A 22,089-nucleotide genomic window follows, 5' to 3' on the forward strand; every position below is an offset into this window, starting at 1 on the left:
AATACGCGCTGTCAGTAGGACCGGCCTTAGCCGGGAAAGTGGCCGGTGTGAACGCCATCCATTTTGCAGCGTGGCAACTGACGCCTTCCCGGCTGAAGCCGGTCCCACATGTGGAATACGTGCTGTCAGTAGGACCGGCTTTAGCCGGGAAATGGCCGGTGTGAGCGCCATCAAATTTGCAGCGTGGCAACTGACGCCTTCCCCGCTGAAGCCGGTCCCACAGGTGGAATACGTGCTGTCAGTCGGACCGGCTTTAGCCGGGAAATGGCCGGTGTGAGCGCCATCAAATTTGCAGCGTGGCAACTGACGCCTTCCCGGCTGAAGCCGGTCCCACAGGTGGAATACGTGCTGTCAGTAGGACCGGCTTTAGCCGGGAAGAGGCCGGTGTGAGCACCATCCATTCTGCAGCGTGGCAACTGAGCCTTCCCCGCTGAAGCCGGTCCCACAGGTGGAATACGTGCTGTCAGTAGGACCGGCTTTAGCCGGGAAGAGGCCCGCGTGAGCACCATCAATTTTGCAGCGTGGCGACTGACGCCTTCCCGGCTGAAGCCGGTCCCGCAGGTGGAATACGCGCTGTCAGTAGGACCGGCTTTAGCCGGGAAGAGGCCGGTTTGAGCAGCATCAATTTTGCAGCGTGGCAACTGACCCCTTCCCGGCTAAAGCCGGTCCTACGCGCAATCCAGCTGAAGCCGGTCCTGCCTGGTTATTGCACCCGGCAAAACAGCGCTTTAGCTCACCGGCCGCTTGTTCGCCACAAACCGCATCATCCATTCCGCCACCGCCGTGCCGTGGTGGTCTTCTTCCAGGCTGGCGATGCCTTTGCCGTAGACCTGTTCGCCCAGGGCGTCCTGGCGGATGTCGAGCAGCGTGCGCGAGTAGTCGTGGATGAATTCCGGATGCCCCTGGAAGCACAGCACCTGGTCGTTGATGTGATAAGCAGCAAACGGGCAGAACTCGCTGGTGGCAATGACCGTCGCGCCTTCGGGCAGCGCAGTGACCTGATCCTGATGGCTGATCAGCAGCGTGAGCTTGTCCAGCGCCGGCGTCATCCACGGTTGGGTGGGTGCGAGGTTGTAATGATGAATGCCGACACCCCACCCCTGTGGCGCGCGCTCGGTCTTGCCGCCCAGTAGCAGTGCCAGCAACTGATGACCGAAACACACACCCAGCAACTTGTCGCCGCGCTTGTAGCGGTCGAGCAGGTAGGTTTTCAGGGTTTCGATCCACGGATCGGTGCCGAAGGAATCAGCCTTGGAGCCGGTGATCAGATACGCGTCGAACGGCTCGTCATCTGGCGGGTAATCGCCCTGCATGACGTTGTAGACGACAAATTCCGCTGGCACCGGCTGGCGCGCGAAGAGTTTCTCGAACATCCGCCCGTAACCCTGGTATTGATCGACCAGTTCCGGGCGAAGTACGTCGGTTTCCAGAATGCAGATGCGTAACGACATAAAAATCCCTGAAGCGACAAAAGCGAAAATGCGTGGGCCAAGCCTGCCTTGAAGGCCAGGGCAAGGCAAGGCCCAGTTGAAGCAGTGCGCCGTGTTCAGTTGAACCCACGCTGTCCCAACACTTGATACGGCACAGCGAGGAGTCTTCGCTAGAACAGCGTCCCTTCCTCGGCTTTCTGCAACAGCAGCGCAGGCGGTTTAAAGCGCTCGCCGTAGCGCTCAGCCAAGGCGCGGGCGCGGTTAATGAACGGCTTCAGCCCGTATTGATTGATGAACTGCAAAGACCCGCCGGTCCAGGCCGGAAAGCCGATCCCGAGCATCGAACCAACATTGGCGTCCGCTGTTGAGCGCAGCACGCCCTCCTCCATGCAGCGCACCGTTTCGAGGGCCTGGATGAACAGCAAGCGGTCGCGAATATCCTGACCACTGATCTGTGCGTCGGGCTTCTCGAACCGGATTTTCAGCTCTGGCCACAAGTGCTTGGGCGCGCCGTCGGGGTAGTCGTAAAAACCGCCACCGGAGGTTTTCCCTGCGCGATCAAATTCATGCAGCAGCTGCTCGATCACCGCGTCGGCCGGATGCCCGGCCCGCTCAACGCCCTGCTCGGCCAGGTCCTTGCGCGCCTGCTGGCGAATCTGAATCATCAGCCTCAACGACACCTCGTCGGACACCGCCAGCGGCCCCACGGGCATACCGGCCTTGCGCGCCTCGGTCTCGATCATCGGCGCACTGACGCCCTCGCCGAGCATGGCAATGCCTTCATCGGCATAGGTGGCGAACACCCGTGAGGAGAAGAAGCCACGTGTGTCGTTGACCAGAATCGCGGTCTTGCCGATCTGCTGAACGAAATCGAAGGCCCGCGCCAGGGTCATGTCGTTGGTGCGTGCGCCCTTGATGATTTCCACCAGGCGCATCTTCTCCACCGGGCTGAAAAAATGCAGGCCGATGAAGCGCTCTTGCCGGCTGATGGCGCTGGCCAGCCCGGTAATGGGCAGCGTCGAGGTGTTGGACGCAATCACCGCATTGGGCACCACCACCTGCTCGGCGGCGGCGCTGACCTGCGCTTTCAGCTCGCGATTCTCGAATACCGCCTCGATGATCAGGTCGCAACCTTCGAGATCGCTGTCGCGGCCGGTCGGCTTGATTCGGCTCAGCACGGCGTCGCGCTGAGCCTCGGTGAGGCGACCGCTGGCAACCTGCTTGTTCAGCAACCGCGCCGAGTAATCCTTGCCCTTCTGCGCCGCCGCCAGGTTGACGTCCTTGAGGATCACGCTGACGCCCGCCACCGCCGTGACATAGGCAATGCCGCCACCCATTAACCCCGCCCCGAGAATGCCGACCTTGCGCATGTTGAACACCGGCGGCGCCTTGGGCCGCGCCTCTGCGGCCTTGACCCGGTTGAGCTGAAACCAGCTGCCGATCATGTTCTTGGCGATGGGGCCGGTGGCGAGCTCGGTGAAGTAACGCGCCTCGATTTTCTCCGCCGTATGGAAATCCACCTGCGCGCCTTCCACGGCGGCGGCCAGGATCTTCTCCGGCGCCGGGTAACAACCCCAGGTTTTGCTGCGCAGGATCGACGGCGCGATGGCCAGCATCTGCGCCACTTTCGGGTGCGCAGGCGTGCCGCCGGGCAATTCAAACCCCGGTTGATCCCAGCCTTTGATCGGCGCCGGATTGGCCATAATCCATTCACGCGCCTTGGCCATCAGGTCATCGGCGTCGCTGGCCAACTGATCGATCACACCGAGTTTCAACCCGTGATCGACGCCCAGGGTCCGGCCCTCCATCAGCAACGGCAGGGCTTTCTCCAGCCCCAACATGCGCACCAGCCGCACGGTGCCGCCGCCACCCGGAAGCAAACCGAGGGTGACTTCCGGCAAGCCCAATCTGACCTGGCCACCATTGATTGCGATGCGATGGTGACAGGCCAGGCACAGCTCCAGGCCACCGCCCAAAGCAGAACCCTCGATGGCGGCCACCACCGGTTTGCCGAATGTTTCCAGCGCGCGAAGCTGGGCCTTGACGTCCATGGTCATCTGGTAGAAAGCGGCAGCGCGGGCGGCGTCAATCTGACTCAGCTCGTTGAGGTCTCCGCCGGCAAAGAACGTCTTCTTCGCCGAGCGGATGATCACACCGGCGATGGCCTCTTTGTCCGCCAGCAGGCGTTCAAGGGTCTCCGCCATGGCCTGGCGATAGGCCGCATTCATGGTATTGGCCTGCTGGCCGGGCATGTCGATGGTCAGCGTGATGATCTGATCCGGCCCGGTTTCGTAGCGGATGGCATCGCTCATGCGGTCTTTCTTCCTGAAACAGTTATCGGATAAAGGCGGTGGGCGAAGCGCTTATCGTGCTCCACGTTCATACCCGTTCGATGATCGTCGCGATGCCCATACCGCCGCCGACGCACAGGGTCGCCAGGCCGTAACGCAACTGCCGGGCTTCCAGCTCGTCGAGCAGCGTGCCGAGAATGATGCAACCCGTGGCACCCAGTGGGTGGCCGAGGGCAATCGAGCCGCCGTTGACGTTGACCTTGTCGGGGTCGACGCCCATGTCCTTGATGAACTTGAGCACCACCGAGGCGAAGGCTTCGTTGACCTCGAACAGGTCGATGTCATCAATGGTCAGCCCGGCTCGCGCCAAGGCTTTGCGCGTAGCGGGCGCAGGACCGGTGAGCATGATGGTCGGATCGGTGCTGGTCACCGCCGTCACCACAATGCGGGCCCGTGGTCGCAGCCCCAGCGCCTGGCCTTTTTGCGCGGTGCCGAGCAGCATCAAGGCGGCGCCATCGACGATGCCGGAGCTGTTGCCCGGCGTGTGCACGTGTTCGATCCGTTCAACATGGCTGTAGACCCGCAGCGCCGTGGCGTCATAGCCCATTTTGCCGATTGCTTCGAAACTCGGGCGCAGCTTGCCCAGGGCCTCGGACGTGGTGTCGGGACGAATGAACTCGTCATGGTCGAGCAAGAGCAGGCCGTTCTGGTCTTTAACCGGCACCAGCGAACGGCGAAACGCACCCCGCTCGCGCGCCAGTGACGCCTTGTGCTGGGACTGCACGGCGAACAGGTCGACATCGTCGCGGCTGAAGCCTTCGAGGGTGGCGATCAGATCGGCGCCGATCCCCTGGGGCGTAAAGTGGGTGTGCAGATTGGTGTGCGGGTCCAGCATCCAGGCGCCGCCGTCAGTGCCCATCGGCACGCGCGACATCGACTCCACGCCGCCCACCACCACCAAGTCCTCGAACCCGGAGCGGATCTTCATCGCCCCCAGATTCACCGCTTCAAGCCCCGAGGCGCAGAACCGGTTGACCTGAACCCCGCCCACGCTCACGGCCCAATTGGCGACCAGCGCTGCGGTTTTGGCGATGTCGGCGCCTTGATCGCCAATGGGCGTGACGCAGCCCAGCACAATGTCATCGACGTGGTGGGTGTCGAGGTGATTGCGCACTTGCAGTTCTTTCAACAGCCCTGCCACCAGCTCCACCGGTTTGACGCTGTACAACGCGCCGTCCGACTTGCCCCTGCCCCGCGGCGTGCGCAAGGCATCGTAAATAAACGCTTCGGTCATCCTGTCCTCGCTAACCCGATGAACTGTCTTTTTATCTGTGCGATCGACAGTCGAACTGTCATGGGGGCACTGTCTATCACGAAGCGACACACAGGGCGCGCTGTTTCGCCGGATCAAGTGACAGGGTAGCGGGTTGTGCGAAGTTTCGGACTCGGACGAACGGTAGCGAGCTATTGAGCGTGGACCGTTTTGGACGCAGGCGTCTAGCAGGCGAATATTTGAGCGATGGCCATTCGCCAAAAGTGCTAAAGTTATAAAGGCGCAACTGGTTAGTCCTCAATGATCTAAACCGCGCGGCACGTGGCTTCTAAGGTTTAGTCAGTAGCAGTGGCGCCATAACAAAATCGTTTCACCCAGCGCCTGCCGCCCGCGATTTGCTGATCGGGGCACCTGCTCTTTTGCCTCACCTTTGCCAACCCTCGTCTTGGTCACGCCCAAGGTCCATGGGTTTCTGTTGCTCAGGAATAACAAGAAAAGGCATTTACCATGTTCAAGTTCAGGTTCAAACGCTCGAAAATACGTCAGGCCGGATTAATCGTTTTCGCGACCACACTGCTGCTGATCCTGCCGAACATGACGCGACTGTTCGGCTGAGCATGCTTCGCTCTGCTACCTGCAGACCCCCACACGCACTCGGCGGGCTGCCTGTTTCAAACAGGCGGCCGTTGGCCGTGCGGGTATCGCGTGGTTGCGTCTTGGAGGGCGTGGCGGCGGATGGTCTGGCAGCGGATCGTAAGGGGGCTGATTGTATGAGATCAGCGCGTTGGGCGAAATGAACGCAGGGCTGTCTGTCGCACTGAGTGGCGCGCAGACCGTGGGAACGCGGCCGAGCTGAGCGCTCGACCGCGACGGGCTGATCAGCCCTGGCGTTGCACCTGGATCATCGGCGCGGGAACAGGCTTTTTCTTCGCCGCCGGAACCGCAATCGGCGCTGAGGGCGACACCACGACCTTGGCGTGCATCTGCTCACAACCGCCGCCGCGGCGCATGCCACGTACCGGACAGGCATCCAGATAATCCAGGCCCACCGCCAGCTTCAGATGCCGCTCCGGGATCGCCAACTGATTGGTCACGTCGAAGCTGTACCAGGCGTCGTCGATCCAGGCCTCTGCCCACGCATGGCTGGACAGATGTTCGCTGCTGTCACTGTAGAGGTAACCCGACACATAGCGCGCCGGCACCCCAAGGCTGCGGGCGCAGGCCAGAAATGCGTGGGTGTGATCCTGACAGACGCCCGCGCGGTTGGCGAATGCCTGGGCAGCGCAGGTATCCACCGCTGTCGCGCCCGGCGTGTAAGTGATGTGTTCGTTGAGCGCGTGCATCATATCGATCAGCGCAGTGCGGTCGGTGCGCTTCTGGGTCTGCGCGACGGCGAAGGCGCGAATCGCTTCGTCAGCTTCGGTCAGGCGGGTGAAACGCAGGAACGGCAGCGACGACTGGCTCTCATGTTCCGACTCGCGCTTCTCGTCGATCTCGACCTGGCCACGTGCGCCAATCACGATCGCTTCGTGGGGCTCGTCCAGGGTCAGCACGTGGAGAATATTGCCGAAAGGATCGATCTGCGCGCGCACCGGACGGGGTAACGCCAACTGCCAGCTCAGCACTTGCTGACGCTCGCTGTCGTGGGGGGTCAGACGCAAATACTGGATGCTGGCGCGGACCTGATCGTCGTAGTGATAAGTGGTCTCGTGGCTAATTGAGAGTCTCATGCAGCCTCCAGGTAAGAAGTGTGAATGACGCTACCCAGTTGGGCCAGAAGTGGAATGAATTCGTTCAACCACTCATGCAGGCCTTCATCGAGAATCTCGTCGATGCCGGTGTAGCGCAGGCGAGCGTCCAGCTCGGCGGCCAGACGCTGAGCGGGACGGCCATTGGCCCCGGGCAGACTGGCGAGAATGATGTCCAGCTCCTCCAGACACGCACGCAATGAGCGCGGAATATCCGCACGCAACAGCAGCAATTCAGCGACCTGACGAGCACCCGGTGCGTCGCGATAGACTTCCGTGTACGCCTCGAATGACGACAAGGCGCGCAACAGCGCACTCCATTGGTAGTAGCCGGCGGCGGAACTGTCTGCCGCCGCGTTGGCGGACGGGCCGCGCAATTCGAGCATTTCATAACGCGCATCGAGCATGCGCAGGGTGTTGTCGGCGCGCTCGATGAACGTCCCCAGACGGATGAACCGGAAGGCGTCGTTGCGCATGATGGTGCCGTAGGTCGCGCCGCGGAACAGGTGCGAACGCTCCTTGACCCACTCGCAGAAACGGCTCATGCCGTAGCGGCTCAATCCCTGCTCGGCGATGCCGCGAATTTCCAGGTAAGTGGCGTTGATGTTTTCCCACATGTCCGCAGTAATACGCCCGCGTACCGCATGGGCACTGGCCCGCGCCGCGCCCAGGCAGCTGAAGATGCTGGCCGGGTTTTCGGCGTCCAGCGCGAAAAAGTGCAGCAAGCGCTCGGCGTGCAGGTCGCCGTGGCGCTCCAGGTAATCGTCCAGGGTTCCGGTGATCAGCAGTGGCATGGCGATTTCATTGAGGCCATCCCCGCGTCCGTCCTGTGGCATCAGCGACAGCGAGTAACTGACGTCGAGCATCCGCGCGAGGTTTTCGGCCCGCTCCAGGTACCGCGACATCCAATATAAATCCGAGGCAGTTCTACTTAGCATTGGCAGGCATCCTTAATCCTCGACCACCCAGGTGTCCTTGGTTCCGCCACCCTGCGACGAGTTCACCACCAGCGACCCTTCGCGCAAGGCAACGCGCGTGAGACCACCGGGCACTACACGGGTTTCACGGCCAGCCAGGACGAACGGGCGAAGGTCGATGTGGCGCGGGGCGATGCCGTTCTCGACGAAGGTCGGACAGGTCGACAAACACAAGGTCGGTTGCGCGATATACGCGTGGGGCTTGGCTTTGAGCCGCGCCCGGAACGACTCGATTTCCGCGGCGGTGGCGGCGGGGCCCACGAGCATGCCGTAACCGCCGGAGCCCTGGGTTTCCTTGACCACCAGATCGCCCAGATTGGCGAGCACGTGGGACAGCTCTTCGGGCTTGCGGCACTGCCAGGTCGGCACGTTCTTCAGGATCGGCTCTTCGTCGAGGTAGAAACGGATCATGTCGGTCACAAAGGGGTAAACCGACTTGTCGTCCGCCACGCCGGTGCCGATGGCATTGGCCAGCACCACATTGCCCGAACGGTACGCGGACAGCAGGCCCGGCACGCCGAGCATTGAATCCGGGTTGAATGCCAGCGGATCGAGGAACGCGTCGTCGAGCCTGCGGTAAATCACGTCGACCGCTTTCGGGCCGTCGGTGGTTCGCATGAACACGCGGTCATCGCGCACGAAAAGGTCAGCGCCCTCCACCAGTTCGACGCCCATTTCCCGAGCCAGAAACGCGTGCTCGAAAAACGCGCTGTTAAAGCGCCCGGGCGTCAGCACCACGACGCTCGGATTATCCAGCGGGCTGGAGCTTTTCAGGGTGTCCAGCAGCAGGTTCGGGTAGTGATCGATCGGCGCGATGCGTTGCGCGGCGAACAGCTCGGGGAACAGCCGCATCATCATCTTGCGGTCTTCGAGCATGTAGCTCACGCCGCTGGGCGTGCGCAGGTTGTCTTCGAGCACGTAATACGTGCCGTCGCCATCACGCACCAGATCGACGCCTGAGATGTGCGAATACAGGTCACGATGAAGATTCAGGCCCTGCATCGCCAACTGGTATTGCTCGTTGGCGAGGACCTGTTCGGCGGGAATGATCCCGGCCTTGATGATGCGCTGATCGTGATAGAGGTCAGCGAGAAACATGTTCAGCGCCTTGACGCGCTGTATGCAGCCGCGCTCGACCACCCGCCATTCGCTGGCCGGAATGCTGCGCGGAATCGTGTCGAAAGGGATGAGCCGCTCGGTGCCCTGCTCGTCGCCGTACAGCGTGAACGTGATCCCGGCGCGATGAAACAAAAGATCGGCCTCACGCCGGCGCTGAGCGAGCAACTCAGGCGGCGCTTCGCCCAACCAGCGGGCGAATTCCCGATAATGCGGACGAACTATGCCGCCCGCATCGTACATCTCGTCATAAAAGGTGCGGATCATGCCGTACTCCTTGTCACCATGGACACCAGAGCCTTCGCAAGGCCCGTGCCATCGGCATAAACGCTTTAATATCAATGGGTTGAATTAAACAGCCGGAGCGTCCGCACCATTCCTGTGCACGATGCGCCCTAACCCGTTCCCCGGCGCTTCATGGCGAAGCGTCGTTCCGTTTGAAAATCTATCGCAGGCATAGCCACAGTTCATTTCCGCGCGTTACGCGCACTGAGCATAATCGCCTCATACCGCAGACCAACCCGCTGGATTCCACAAGGCGATTGGCTCAAAACCTGATTGGCAACGCCACCCGATATTCCCTTTCCGCCGCTCCCATGAGAGCGGCTTTTTTTTGCCTGCGATTCGGCTCGGTGCCTCTCCCGCTCCACTGATTTGCCGTGGAGCCGAGAGACGGCATTCAACCGTGCATGCCCTGTTTTCGGGCCTGACTGTCAATTAAGCCCGATCAATGAAGGCGCTTGAGCTCCTGCTTGACGCCCCAGCCTTCAACCTCCCCGTCCAGACCGAAAATCGCGGTCTGGAAATCCTGCTCGAAGTCGCCTATCCCGTCGTAGGTCGCGTACATCAACTTGCTCAGTTCCAGGTGCCACGCACCGTCTTCCAGAGCATTGAGCTGAACATTGACTGACTCGCCACGAAATTTTTCCGCTGCCTGACGCGCCCGGTCCTCATCCGGAAAGGTGGCATAGAACTCGATGGGGTGAATGCGTGCGAAGTCGAAACCGCCTTCTTTCATGCAGCGCAGAACATGGCTGCTGACGTCTTCTTGATAGGCTGTGCTCATGAAACGTCCTCCTATGCAACGATAGATAGAGTTTCAACTATCCCGAAACACTCCCCGATGGCGAGGCGTGTAGCGGCAGGTCATCTGCCGCCCGGGACTCAAGCATGTCGCTGACAAGGCCGGTGCGTTTTACAAAACGGGCATACGTACGCGAGCTGACTCGGGTAGATGCTTCACCGACCTCACTGGCAGAGTACGCGCATTGATAGTGCGTTGCCAATTGGCAGGTTGGCGGGAAACCCAGGCTTTTTAGGGGGCTTCTACGATGGAGATGATCTGTACCGCGTTCTGCTCTTTGAGTGTCTTCACGGTGGGCTCGGCGGTGCGACCGTCGAGGTCGATCAGATCAAGATCACTGGCGACCGGAAACAGGATCGGACGGATTCGCTGCGCAGCCTCTTCATCACTGGGACGGTGATCGGATTCAAGATCGAGGGTTTGCTGCACACCGTCTTTGTCCAGAAACGAAATAGTCCACACTTTCATCAATGTCTCCTCAGTAAGGGCCGGACAACGGCCTAGTGATCTTGACCCTTGCAGCGCAACGACGTTCAACCCGAATCGTCAGCGCCCGGCTGACGTTAGCAGCGTGATGCCAACGATCCGCAGGCAAAAAAAACGCCCCGGTCTCGGGGCGTTCTTCATCAGGCTGCAGTCATTGCGGCTTGGCGTCTTTGACCCCTGCCGTGTTGTCCAGCAGGCTCTTGGTCGCGGTCTGCAGGAAGCTGTCGAGCTTCTTGCGCAACTCGGTGACGTCCGGCGCGTTCGGCATCAGCTCGGCGTGGGGCTTGGTGCCCAACTCGTAGCTGTACACCTTCGGCTCCATTTCCTTGGGTTCGATCAGGATCCGGTTGCCAGTGACCAGCGCAACCGTCTGCTCGCTGCCCGATGGCTTGATCACACCAAAGCCCTCGTCTCCCGCTGGCAGATTGAGCAGGTCGCGGCCCCAGCACTGGTGCACGGTGTCGCCACCCAGGCGGCCCATGATGGTCGGGACGATGTCGATCTGCGTGCCGACGATGCTGCTGCGCTTGCCGAACTTGTCCTGCAGGCCCGGGGCGATCATCAGCATCGGCACGTTGAAGCGGCCCAGGTCCATCTCGGTGATCTGCTCGTTGTTGCCGAAGCCGTGGTCACCGACGACCACAAACAGCGTGTCCTTGTAGTACGGCTCTTTCTTGGCCTTCTCGAAGAACTGACCCAGCGCCCAATCCGAATAACGCATGGCGGTGAGGTGTTCATCCAGCGTGCCATGGCCGGTCACACGCTCGACCGGCAGGTTTGCCGGCAGTGCGTACGGCGTGTGGTTGGACAGGGTCTGCAGCAACGCATAGAACGGCTTGCCCTTGGCTTCGCGGGCTTTGAGTTCCTCGGCGCCACGGTCGAACATGTCCTGGTCGGAAACGCCCCAGGTCGGGTCCGAGAACACCGGATTGACGAAGTCATTGCGGCCAATGAAGTTGGTCATGCCCTGGTTGCTGAAGAAGCCCGACTGGTTGTCCCAGGCGAAGTCCCCGTTGTAGACATACACGTCGTCGTACTTGCGCGCGCTGAGCAGCTGCGGCAGACCGGACAGTTTGTGGCTGCCTTCCGGCGTCTGCATCAGGTACTCGAAGCCCGGCAGGTTCGGGAAGCAGGCCATGGTCGCAAACATGCCCTGGTGGGTGTGTGTGCCGTTGGAGAAGAAGCGATCAAACAGCAGACCTTCCTGGGACAGTTTGTCGAAGTAAGGCGTGATGTTCGACTCGTCGCCCAGCGCACCCACCGAATGGCCGGCGAAGCTTTCCATCAGGATCACGACGACGTTCTTGATCGGCAGCGTGTTGGCCGGCGGCGGCGTGAAATCACGACGCACAGCGGCTTTTTCTGGATCGATCAGCTTGTCGTTGGCGGTCAGCAGCATGTCACGAACGACCTGCTGGGCTTCGGCCTGAGGCAGGGTCGCCTTCCAGATGTTGTCGCGGTCTTCGGACATCCGGCTCTTGGCGGCCGCGATCAGCGTCAGCGTGCCGTTTAGCCCGAGGGTGTTGGCGAAGTTAGAGTCAGTGGTGTACGCATCGCCCCAACGCAGCGGCGGACCCTGGCGCAGGGTGCCGCGAGCGGCGATGACGGCCACCACCAGGCACAGCAGGAACACCACGGCGCGCTTGTACAGCGGCGCCACCACACGGTTGTCAGCGCTGGCAACGTTGAACCCGCCACGGGGCCGGGTCACGCGATCGACGCCTTTGAAGACCAGGCTCAGCAGCCAGGTGACCAGCGCCCACGCCAGCAGATAGCGAACCACCGGATAGCCGTACCAGATCATGCTCAGGACGGTTTTCGGGTCTTCTTTGACGTACTGGAACACCAGGCCATTCAGGCGCTGGTGGAATTCACGGTAGAAATCCATCTCCATCAGGCCGAAGAACGCGGTCAGGCTCGCGACCAGCGTCAGCCAGAAGCGGAAGACCCCACGGGCCGCCATCATGCGCGCGCTGAACAGGGACAGCAGAAGGGGAATCAGGATGTACACGACCAGACGCAAATCGAACCGCAGGCCATTGGCGAACGCCTCGACGAAGGTCGACGCTGGCGTCGCACCGATGCCTTCGCGGTTATAGACCAGTAGCGCTACGCGCAGAAGGGTGTACAGAACCATCAGCACCAGGCCGCTCAGGAGCGTATAGGCCAGGTGCGATTTGACGGTAGGTTGCGGCGCGCGCGCCGGGGCGTCCGTTTTGGCCATGGGTTGTGGGATCCGTTGGATTCAGGTTTAAGTTCAAAAAGCTGTGCGCCCGACCCCATCGAAATGCCGGTCCGGGCTGCGGGGGCCAAATATTACGTGAACCTCCGCGGTTTACCACCGATGCCGCGCATTCTTCATGACGGATCGGCACAAACGGTTATCACAATCAGGGAGCAATCTCGGAACGGCGCGAATCTTCCCGAAGAAACGGTGAAAATTCCGTTGATTAGTTCCCCCTCACATATTTTCTTACAAAGCCTCGAATCAGGATTAAACCTTGAACGTCTGGGCATAGCGCTCGACGGCGTGCTCGATGGCTTCAAAGACAAGGGGCGCGTGGGGGTGGAGCGAGGCGTTTTCCTGCAGGGACGCCTGCACGGCCGCGATCAGTCGCGCAATGCGCACGTTCGGTTTGCGGATGTCACAGGTCGACGCCAGGCTCAGAATGCCGAGCCGCGATCCGAACAGGCTCTTTGAGCCATCCAGACGCAGGGCAAGCGCGTCGTCCTTTATGTACGCAGTGGTGTTGACGATGTCGTAGGCCGGCGCCAGTTGTGCGTCCGCTCCCAGCGGGTCGCGATACAACACCCCGAAGTTCTTCAGATGGGCGTCGCCGTTGCCGACCATGCAACTGAGCGCGACGATGTCGAAGAATTGATACAGCGATTCACGCACATGCTCAGGCGCGCAAAACAGGCGAATGGCCTTGGCGATGTTTTCGTAGCTGGAGTCGTATTTCTGCTCGGTGCCCCGGCCCATCAGCACAGCCATGTCCTCGAAGCCGATGGCCCGCTGCTCAGCATCACGATCAAAACGGCGCATGACGAACAGCTGGCGGTTATCCGACAGATGAAATTCCGGCACCGGCATGCCGGCTCCGCGCGCAGCGTCCATGCACACGTACTCGTTAACGGCCAACCCGGGGAAGTCCGCCCTCCCCGATTTGACGATCAGTTCCGGCATCAACAGCGTGGCTTTCGGGTCCGTGACGAAATCCGAGTCGGGCACGATGACTTTGGGCTGAACACCTGAAATCCCGGTGCGCAAAATGTACTGATCGACCAGTTCGGCAAACAGATCCTGCGTCCCGTCCCAACTGAGTATCTGCCCCAGGCTTCTGCCTGGGACGGGGCCCGCGCCACCCAGCAACTCGTCGATCATGGGAGACGCCACCGCCACGCGGCCGACCGGCGAACCGCTGCCGGTCAATGCCATGAGCAGCATCGGGTTGATGGGTGTGGTTTTAGCGAGGCGATTGCGCAGCTGTTCCAGCACGAAGCCTTCGGGGAGGTTCATCTGGAAGACCGGGTGCAGGCTGCGCGATACGTAGGCCGCATCGCGAACCCCCATGGTCAGGCTGATCTGCGACGCCGGGCTGGCGTCCAGGCCGTAGCGAAACAGGTAGTCGCCGGACGCCGATGCCGACAGCTCACCACTCTCACCCTCCGGGGTAAAAATGCGTACACGATCCAGGGGTTTCACTGGAACACCTCGCGCAGCTCTTCAAACGTCGGACGTCGTGCGGAGACGACTTTTATCTCGGCATTCAACGCGGCCAGGACCTTGGCGTAGAAATTCACCGCCACGGTCGGGCTGCCTTTTTCGACTTCGGCAAGCTTTTGCCGTGTCATGCCCGACTGGTAGGCCAACTGAACCTGAGTCAGCCCGCGGGACCTACGCATTTCTTCGATCTGGCTACCCAGCCGCTCAAGCAACAACGTCGCGTCCATTTGTCACGCCTGCATAACATTCAACGATGAATGGAATGTATACGTGACATGCAGGGCGATCAAGGAGAAGTTACGCTTACCTGACATCAGCCCATGGATGTCAGGTTTACGTAACCTTGCAGCGAGGTCAGGCGTTGCTTGGCTTGCTGATCGCCTGAAGCACGTACTGCGGCAATGCGAAGGCGCCGATGTGGACCTCAGGGTTGTAGTAACGGGTGACGATGCCGCTGCCGGCGAACCGCTGATGCAAAGTGTCCAGCGAAATCTTGCGGTGCTGGGAATCCGTAGAGCCCCAGGCAAAGGTCATCGCGCCGCCAATGTAGGTGGGCACCGCTGCCTGATAGAAATGCCAGTCGGCGAACAGTCCATTCATGCGCCCTGCCGTGGTTTGCACTTCGCTCAGCTGCATGAATGGCGTGCCGTTCTGCGTGACCAGAATGCCGCCTTCGTTGAGGCAGCGATGGCAGGCCTGATAGAAATTCTCCGAGAACAGCACTTCGCCCGGCCCGATCGGGTCGGTGGAATCGGAAATGATGACGTCGAATTTTTCCTCGGTGTTGGCAACGAAGCGCATGCCGTCGTCGATGACCAGGTTAAGACGCGAATCATCGAAAGCGCCTTTGGAGTGATTCGGCAGGTATTCCTTGCACATCTCGACCACGGTGCCGTCGATTTCGACCATGGTGATGTGCTCGACCGTCGCGTGCTTGGCGACTTCGCGCAGCATGCCGCCGTCGCCACCGCCGATGATCAGGACGCGTTTGGCGCGGCCGTGGGCCAGAATCGGCACGTGGGTGAGCATCTCGTGATAAATGAACTCGTCGGCTTCAGTGGTCTGAATCACGCCGTCCAGCGCCATGACGCGACCCATGCGCGGGTTCTGGAAGATCACCAGATGCTGATGCTCGGTGCGCACTTCATGCAGCATTTTTTCCATGCGAAAGCGCTGGCCATAGCCTTCGTACAACGTTTCTTGATAATCGCTCATGGATGGAGTCCCCGATAACTACTGATGACAGGACGGCGCGCCGCCCACAAGAAGGCGCGCATTCTACGTCGCGGCGCATGACAGGTCGAATGTCGCGGCGGCGCAAGGGTGATCCGCCCCCAACAAAAACGCCCGACTGGCCAGGCCAGTCGGGCGTGATGTGTTCTGAAGCCTTGCTGCGCTTCTAGAGATGCACGCTACTAGATACGCACGTTGCCGCGCGGGCCAGCGATTGCCCAGATGATCAGGCCCAGCACCGGCAGGATGACGATCAACAAAATCCAGAGAATTTTCTTCCCGGTTTCCGCGCCGCTTTTCAGCACGTTGATGATGGCCCAGATATCCAGCGCCAGAATGATCAGGCCGATCAGACCGTTGAAAGTAGAACCCATGGTGTTGCTCCTTATTGAAGGCTTGCCCACTTGAGAGTGGTGGCCTGCAACGAGGGTTCCGTTGGTCGGCAGGGATATTTGTCTGCGCAGCAAAACGCGTCGAAGGCGATCAAATCTGCGCCTTGAGCGCCTCCAGCGCGGGCTCGATCAATAGGCCGAGTTCAACGCCGAGTGCCATGACTCTCTCAACGTCGGCGCCGTAGACCAGCACCGTTTGCAGCACGTGGTCCAGCGGCTCGCTGACGTCCATCAACACGTACCCGCCCATGTCCTTGTTCATGCTGGACAGCTGAATCTGTATACGGTTAAGCGCGGCCAGCGGTTCGGCCTTGGTCAGCTGTTTGGGCTTGATGTTGAACATTACGTTCGGGCCAAACGACGCCATGATCTCGGTGAGCAGGTCGGGATAGGTATCGGCCTGAAACAACACGGTGTCGGGAAGGCTGCCGATCACCACCCACTCCCCCAGCGGGATCGGGAAGGTGTCGTCGAAATTGATGTCAGGGTTGGCGGTCAGGAACGCATCGGGATCGCCGTAAGCCTGGGTGGCCTCATCGGCGATTTTTTCGATTTCTTCATCGCTCATGCAGCCGGAGCTGATCTTGCTGATGAATTCGATGAGTGAAGCTTTCATGGCAGATCGTCCGAGGGCTGGAAAACAGGCGCGCAGAATAGCTGGAAATGCGGCGCGCCTCTATCGCTTACGCCCCCAGACGGGTGAGCTGCTCGGCGGTCTCGGTCGCACCCATGGTCTGCGCGGCCATCAGCGGAGTGACGCCCTTGGCATCCTGGATATGAGGGTTGGCACCCTTGGAGATCAGGTAATCGACGATCGCCGTACGGTTGAACATCGCCGCCATCATCAATGCCGTGCGGCCGTCGGCGGAAGCGCCTTCAACCTCTGCGCCAGCTTCCACGAGGATCTTCACGGTTTCCAGATCGCCCTTGAAAGCAGCGCCGGCGATGGGGCTCTGGCCGTTGTCGTTGCGCAGTTCAGGGTCAGCCTTGTGCTTGAGCAGCACCCGCACGGCGTCTTGATGACCGTGATAGCTGGCCAGCATCAACAGCGTGTCGCCTTTGTGGTTGCGAAGATTGGGGGTCAAGCCGTTTTCCAGCAGCCGGTCGAGCATCGGGGCGTCGCCAGCACGGGCCCGGTCGAATACCTGCTCGGCAAATTCCAGTGCTTCTTCGTCTGTCATGCGCGTGGCAGAACCGGTCGTGTTGGGGGCTTCGGACATAGGTAACTCCAGTAGCGCAATGCATTGCGCGGTATGAATCAAGGGATGCGGCGATCTACGGGCCAGGCAATCTATGAGCCATGGACAAAGCGGGTAGTTCCACTCACGGCAACAACTCCAGGCGCGCAGCGCAGAGAGCGCCGCCTCACATGACGCCAACCCTGCCAGCACCAATGATCGGCGCCCAACCATCGGTTTCAATGGGGCTGATAGTGGCGCCTGAACGCTCACCGAGAAAATTTCGCAACAACGTGAAATAAATCCCCTATACCGCTGTCTCAGTTATGTCACGCAATGCGTGCACCCCTCCCCGCGTCGCCCACTACTCACTCCCAACTCCGGTAAATTGCAGGATGCACGAGAGGCATTCATGCAAATTGCACGAGGCAGCATTTTTTAAAAAACCGTAAGCCGCTGATTTCATTGATATTTATTTAACCTCAAAAACTGGCACAGTCACTGCACTAGTCATTCCAAGCTTGTTATCCCATGAGCAATGGAGCCTCTAGACATGACTTTCATCCAAGAAAAATTCGCATCCGTATTTTCCGATTTCGAAGTCACCACTCAACCGCGTCCGGACGGTGGGGTTCTGTTGACTCTGCGTAACGATCAAGGCACCAACATCCGTCGCTGCGTGTCCTACGCTCAACTGCACACCCCAGTGCAACTGGAATGGGTGATCAGCGCGATTCGTCGCGACTTGGCCGCACAAGCCAGCGAGCTGCCCGCCATCTCGATGTTGCAAAGCCAGCACCGTTTTGATTTGCCTACTTATCACACCCGATAGGTATCAGGCCGGAACATTGCGTTCCGGCAGCAGCACGTTTCACTCTCATCGAAGCATCCCTTGTAGATTCCCGCGATAGTTGATGCTATCGCGGTTTTTTTTGAGCTTTTTTCGAGTCACTCCCTTCACGCAATGACAGTCATTGCGGCGCTGTCTGTCAGAGCGGGCCTATTGAATAATCCCTCGGCACAACGCCTCGCCCACCGCCTGCGCGCGATTGGTCACCCCGAGCTTGGCGTAGATGCTCTTGAAGTGATGTTTGACGGTTGCTTCCGAGACTTCCTTTATCAGCCCGATCTCCCACGCCGTCTTGCCTTCCCGCGCCCACTTGAGAATTTCCAGCTCTTTGGGCGACAGCGCCCGGGTCTGCAGTTGACGCCCTTTCCCCGCCACATGAAGCATCGGCACCAGACTCGTCAGCAGGTAACGATCGTTGTGGGTCAGCGGGCGCTCCATGCCGTTGAGCGTGCAAATGGTGATGACACCCTGATTGGCCCGCGTCTGGCTGCTGTAGCCGTAGGAGAAGGCCGGCAGCAGGTCACAATCCTCCACCGCCGCCATGTAGGCGGGTGATGGCGGGTAGGTCTTGAAGGCCTCTTCCCAATTCAGAAAGCCCATGGTGTGTCGGTAGCAGCGGATAACCGGGTCCTCGATCATCAGGCGTCCCTGGCAATAAAGGTCCTTCCAGTAGCTGTCGACGTTCGACGTGATGCAACTGAGGAGCACGCCGTTTCGGTACTGATAGAGCATGGCCCGTTCGCTGCGGCATTCAGCTCTCAGCCAGTCAAGTGCGTTGGCGATGGCCGCATCGCCATCCTGTTCAGTGATGCTGGTGACCATTTGTTGTATCAACGGACTCAGCGTCCCTGTCTGCGCGTTTTTCATGTTCCCCTCCCGTTTAAAACCATCAAATGCGCGGCCCTGATGCCCCTTGGATTTTTTATGCATGGCAGCTGAAAACGGCGTCAGGTGCTGTCGTCAACACGACCGCACGAGGCGCACTCAAAAGCTGTCAGGGTCCGGCAGGCGAAGGGTTACACAGTCGAGGAGGGTTAAACACAGCGTCAAAAACAAACAGGCATGCCTGACCGTAAAACAAGCAACTTCCCACAAACGAACAAAAACCAACTTACATTTTTCCGCATTTGGATACAAAAACGGCCAATGTCAAAGACATCGGCCGTCGGTTTTCAGCACGCTTGAATCGTCAGAAAGCGCAGGGCTCTATCCCCGTAAAACTGCTGACGTTGATGTGCCCATCCAGTTCTCCGCCATCGCGCACCAGTGCGCAGGTGACCATGCCGGCCCCTTGCGCCGCATCGAGCTCTTCCACGATGTCAGACAGAAACAGAATGGCTTCCGCCGGCTGACCGATGCTCGACGCAATCGATCGATAGGACGCCTCCTCCCGCTTGGGCCCGGAGGTGGTGTCAAAGTAGCCGCTGAACAGTCCGGACAGATCGCCCGCCTCGGAGCAACCAAAGATCAGCTTCTGCGCCTGGATCGAGCCCGAGGAGTAGACGTAAAGCGCGTACCCCGCCTGATGCCAGCGTTTCAGCGCCTCCACGGCGTCCGGGTAGACATGCCCCTTGAGCTGGCCGGCCTGATAACCCTGCTGCCAGACCATGCCTTGCAAGGCTTTCAGCGGCGTGGCTTTGCGATCTTCGGCGATCCATTGCAGCAGGATCTCGATCACCCGATCGACGCTCGCATCGGGTTCGGCACTGTCGTTGCGCACGGCCTGCAACTGCGCGGCCACCTCGGGGTCGGCGGCATGCTCGCGAACGAACGCGGGCAGATGCTGTTTGGCATACGGAAAGAGCACGTCGAAGACGAAGCTCACCGCGCTGGTGGTGCCTTCGATGTCGGTCAGGATCGCTTTAATGGTCATGGGTAATCAGTCTTCCAGACGCGGGAACTGGCCGGCGATGCTTTCGCCGGTGAATTTGGCCACCCAGCCCTCCGGGTTATTGAACAGGCGGATGGCGACGAAATGCGGATTCTCGCCCATGTCGAACCAGTGGCGGGTGCCGGCCGGCACCGAGATCAGGTCGTTTTTTTCGCACAGCACGGCGTAGACAAAGTCGTCGATGTGCAGGGTAAACAGCCCACGGCCGGCAACGAAGAAACGCACCTCATCTTCGCCATGCTGGTGCTCCTCGAGGAACTTGGCGCGCAGTTCGGCCTTCTGCGGGTGATCGCTGTTGAGGCTGATCACGTCGACGGTCACGTAACCGCGCTCGGTCATCAGCCTGTCAATCTGGGTGCGGTAGGCCGCGACGACCTCCTCCTGGCTGGCGCCCGGGGTGATGGGCGCTGCCGCCTGCCAGCGGTCGAACGCCACACCGTGCTCGGCCAGGGTCGAGGCAATGTCTTCCAGGTGCGTCAGGACCTTGTTGGGCAGCTCGGGGGATGACACGTGATAAACGGACAGACTGCTCATTTCGGGGCTTCCTCGGTTCGGTCCGCATCGGTCGGCTCTGGGGCCGATCCGACACGTTGATTCAGGCAGTGGGAACGCTGCGGTGCGTTGATCGTTGCGTACGTCAGGGATCAGCGGTTGAGCACGGACAGCGTCTTGAGCTCGCATTCGAACAAGAATTCGAAGGCTTCGATCTGGCGCAAGGCATCGCTCATTTTCGCGCCCCAGGTGTACAAACCATGACCGCGAATCAGGTAACCGGCGCAGTCAGGGTGTTGGTCCAGCCAGGGCTGGACCTTGTCGGCGAGCCGGGCGATGTCCTGATCGTTGTCGAAAATCGGTACCAGCACTTTTGATTCGTGGGTGGAAACGCCGCTGAAGGCCTTTTGCAGCTCGTAGTCCTCGAACACCAGATGATCACCGGCCGTGAGCCGGGACAGCACGGTGGCGTTGACCGAATGGGTGTGCAGTACCGCGCCCACCGCCGGCTTGCAGCTATAAAGCTGCGTGTGCAGCAGGGTTTCAGCCGACGGCTTTTTGCCGGGCTCCAGGCTGTTGCCGGCAAGGTCGGTGGCCAGCACGTCGTCCATGCCCAACTGGCCCTTGTGCTTGCCGGAGACGGTCAGCAGCGCTTCGGTCGGCGACAGGCGCACGGAATAATTGCTGCTGGTGGCGGGCGACCAGCCCCGGGCGTACAAAAACTGCCCCGCTTCGATGATTTCCCGCACCAGTGCTTCGCGACTCATACGCGCTCCTCTTTCATACATGTGGCGGTCAGAACAGCAGCGGCCACGGCCGCCAGACTCGCAATGGCAAAGGTCCAACTGGCGCCCAGCGCATTCCAGCTGTACCCGGCATACAAAGCGCCCATCGCCCCGCCGGTGCCGGAAAGGGCGGCGTACAGCGCCTGACCCTGACCCTGCTGGCGCGGGCCGAAGCTGCGCTGCACGTAATGCACGGCCGAGGCATGAAAACTGCCGAAGGTGGCCGCGTGCATCAGTTGGGCGACGATCAGAATCGCCAGATGATCGGCCAGATTACCCAATAAAAGCCAGCGCAAGGCGGCGATCACGAAGCTGGTCATCAGCACCTGGCGGACACTGAATCGCTGCAGCACACGGCTCATCAGCATGAACATCAACACTTCGGCAATCACCCCCAGCGCCCAGAGCAGGCCAATGATGCCGCGGGTGTAACCGAGGTGTTCCAGGTGCAGCGTAAGAAAAGTGTTATACGGCCCGTGGCTGAGTTGTATCAGGGCGACGCTGACGTAAAACGCCAGCACGCCCGGCCTCATCAACTGCCTGAGAAACCCCTCCCCCGCGACCCGCGCGCCCGAGACCACCGGTTGTGCATTCGGCACCCACCAACTGCTGGCGACAATGCCGATCAGAATGAGCAGCAAGAGTTGCGGGTAGTAATCCAGGCTGAACCACTCGAGCATCCGGCCCAGCACGACCACCGAGAGGATGAAGCCGATCGATCCCCACAGCCGGATCTGGCTGTAGCGGGAAGTCTGGCCCTGCAAATGCGTCAGCGTGATGACTTCGAACTGCGGCAGCACCGCGTGCCAGAAAAACGCATAGAGCGCCATGACCATTGCCAGCCAGGCGTAGGACGTGTCGACGAGAATCAGGCTGAAACAGGCCAGCCCGCAGAGAGCGCCAAAGCGCACGATGGCCAGACGTCGCCCGGTGTGATCGCCGAGCCAGCCCCAGACATTGGGCGCGACACAGCGCATCAGCATCGGGATCGCTACCAACTCGCCGATGCGCGCAGCGGAAAAACCCAGGTGGCTGAAATACAGCGCCATGTAAGGCGCCGTGGCCCCAAGCAGGGCGAAGTAGAAGAGATAGAAGCTGGCGAGGCGCCAGTAAGGAAGCGCCGCCACGCTCAGATG

Annotated in this window: 21 protein-coding genes; 1 reads left to right on the plus strand and 20 read right to left on the minus strand. The window is 60.4% G+C overall.

The window, feature by feature from the left end; genetic code table 11:
- Positions 1-728: 728 nt before the first annotated feature.
- The 15 genes from M1E04_RS16170 to M1E04_RS16240 form a co-directional block, all read right to left on the minus strand.
- Positions 729-1,451: an amidotransferase gene (locus tag M1E04_RS16170; RefSeq protein ID WP_192134398.1), complete on the minus strand. Its 723-nt coding sequence runs from the start codon at positions 1,449-1,451 to the stop codon at positions 729-731.
- Between the two features lie 149 nt (positions 1,452-1,600).
- Entirely contained in the window at positions 1,601-3,742 is a 2,142-nt protein-coding gene (locus tag M1E04_RS16175) for a 3-hydroxyacyl-CoA dehydrogenase NAD-binding domain-containing protein (protein ID WP_456291707.1), read from the minus strand.
- Positions 3,743-3,809: 67 nt separating this feature from the next.
- Positions 3,810-5,015: an acetyl-CoA C-acetyltransferase gene (locus M1E04_RS16180; RefSeq protein ID WP_192134402.1), complete on the minus strand. Its 1,206-nt coding sequence runs from the start codon at positions 5,013-5,015 to the stop codon at positions 3,810-3,812.
- 857 nt (positions 5,016-5,872) lie between these two features.
- A complete protein-coding gene (locus M1E04_RS16185; RefSeq protein ID WP_065989410.1) occupies positions 5,873-6,724 on the minus strand; it encodes a transglutaminase family protein in 852 nt (283 codons plus the stop codon).
- Positions 6,721-7,680 (minus strand): alpha-E domain-containing protein, encoded by a 960-nt coding sequence (locus M1E04_RS16190; RefSeq protein WP_065989404.1) that lies wholly within the window; start codon positions 7,678-7,680, stop codon positions 6,721-6,723. The genes M1E04_RS16185 and M1E04_RS16190 overlap by 4 nt, the downstream gene beginning before the upstream one ends.
- A 12-nt stretch (positions 7,681-7,692) precedes the next feature.
- Entirely contained in the window at positions 7,693-9,102 is a 1,410-nt protein-coding gene (locus tag M1E04_RS16195) for a circularly permuted type 2 ATP-grasp protein (protein WP_065989403.1), read from the minus strand.
- Between the two features lie 460 nt (positions 9,103-9,562).
- Entirely contained in the window at positions 9,563-9,901 is a 339-nt protein-coding gene (locus M1E04_RS16200; protein WP_065989401.1) for a ribonuclease E inhibitor RraB, read from the minus strand.
- Between the two features lie 249 nt (positions 9,902-10,150).
- The gene (locus M1E04_RS16205; protein ID WP_065989399.1) at positions 10,151-10,387 is read right to left on the minus strand and encodes a hypothetical protein; all 237 of its coding nucleotides are present in this window, start codon (positions 10,385-10,387) and stop codon (positions 10,151-10,153) included.
- A 169-nt stretch (positions 10,388-10,556) separates the two neighbouring features.
- Positions 10,557-12,629 (minus strand): LTA synthase family protein, encoded by a 2,073-nt coding sequence (locus M1E04_RS16210; RefSeq protein ID WP_296311929.1) that lies wholly within the window; start codon positions 12,627-12,629, stop codon positions 10,557-10,559.
- Positions 12,630-12,899: 270 nt separating this feature from the next.
- Positions 12,900-14,111 carry a type II toxin-antitoxin system HipA family toxin gene (locus M1E04_RS16215; RefSeq protein WP_456291708.1) on the minus strand — a complete coding sequence of 404 codons (1,212 nt, stop codon included), beginning with the start codon at positions 14,109-14,111 and terminating at the stop codon, positions 12,900-12,902.
- Positions 14,108-14,359, minus strand: coding sequence for a helix-turn-helix domain-containing protein (locus M1E04_RS16220; protein WP_192134406.1), 252 nt, complete (start codon positions 14,357-14,359; stop codon positions 14,108-14,110). The genes M1E04_RS16215 and M1E04_RS16220 overlap by 4 nt, the downstream gene beginning before the upstream one ends.
- A 127-nt stretch (positions 14,360-14,486) precedes the next feature.
- Positions 14,487-15,347, minus strand: coding sequence for a polyamine aminopropyltransferase (gene speE, locus M1E04_RS16225; RefSeq protein ID WP_065989394.1), 861 nt, complete (start codon positions 15,345-15,347; stop codon positions 14,487-14,489).
- Positions 15,348-15,547: 200 nt separating this feature from the next.
- Positions 15,548-15,739, minus strand: coding sequence for a PLDc N-terminal domain-containing protein (locus M1E04_RS16230; protein WP_037009073.1), 192 nt, complete (start codon positions 15,737-15,739; stop codon positions 15,548-15,550).
- Between the two features lie 109 nt (positions 15,740-15,848).
- On the minus strand, positions 15,849-16,373 hold the full coding sequence (locus tag M1E04_RS16235; RefSeq protein ID WP_192134410.1) for a hypothetical protein: 525 nt from the start codon (positions 16,371-16,373) through the stop codon (positions 15,849-15,851).
- A 67-nt stretch (positions 16,374-16,440) separates the two neighbouring features.
- Positions 16,441-16,977 carry an ankyrin repeat domain-containing protein gene (locus tag M1E04_RS16240; protein WP_065989390.1) on the minus strand — a complete coding sequence of 179 codons (537 nt, stop codon included), beginning with the start codon at positions 16,975-16,977 and terminating at the stop codon, positions 16,441-16,443.
- A 511-nt stretch (positions 16,978-17,488) separates the two neighbouring features.
- Between M1E04_RS16240 and M1E04_RS16245 the strand changes: the two genes are divergently transcribed.
- Positions 17,489-17,767, plus strand: coding sequence for a DUF3509 domain-containing protein (locus M1E04_RS16245; RefSeq protein ID WP_065989389.1), 279 nt, complete (start codon positions 17,489-17,491; stop codon positions 17,765-17,767).
- A 168-nt stretch (positions 17,768-17,935) separates the two neighbouring features.
- Here M1E04_RS16245 and M1E04_RS16250 read toward each other — a convergent pair whose 3' ends face one another.
- The 5 genes from M1E04_RS16250 to M1E04_RS16270 all read right to left on the minus strand — a co-directional run bounded on the left by M1E04_RS16250 (position 17,936) and on the right by M1E04_RS16270 (position 22,086).
- Positions 17,936-18,652, minus strand: a complete 717-nt coding sequence (locus M1E04_RS16250) for a helix-turn-helix transcriptional regulator (protein WP_065989388.1) — start codon at positions 18,650-18,652, stop codon at positions 17,936-17,938.
- Between the two features lie 322 nt (positions 18,653-18,974).
- Positions 18,975-19,658: an acireductone synthase gene (gene mtnC / locus M1E04_RS16255; RefSeq protein ID WP_455914124.1), complete on the minus strand. Its 684-nt coding sequence runs from the start codon at positions 19,656-19,658 to the stop codon at positions 18,975-18,977.
- 6 nt (positions 19,659-19,664) lie between these two features.
- Positions 19,665-20,210 carry a 1,2-dihydroxy-3-keto-5-methylthiopentene dioxygenase gene (locus M1E04_RS16260; protein ID WP_065989385.1) on the minus strand — a complete coding sequence of 182 codons (546 nt, stop codon included), beginning with the start codon at positions 20,208-20,210 and terminating at the stop codon, positions 19,665-19,667.
- A 110-nt stretch (positions 20,211-20,320) separates the two neighbouring features.
- Complete coding sequence (locus M1E04_RS16265) at positions 20,321-20,935, minus strand: methylthioribulose 1-phosphate dehydratase (RefSeq protein ID WP_192134414.1); 615 nt, start codon at positions 20,933-20,935, stop codon at positions 20,321-20,323.
- Positions 20,932-22,086, minus strand: coding sequence for an MFS transporter (locus tag M1E04_RS16270; protein WP_296310881.1), 1,155 nt, complete (start codon positions 22,084-22,086; stop codon positions 20,932-20,934). The genes M1E04_RS16265 and M1E04_RS16270 overlap by 4 nt, the downstream gene beginning before the upstream one ends.
- Positions 22,087-22,089: the final 3 nt, after the last annotated feature.

It is taken from the genome of Pseudomonas sp. AK106 (assembly GCF_053903055.1).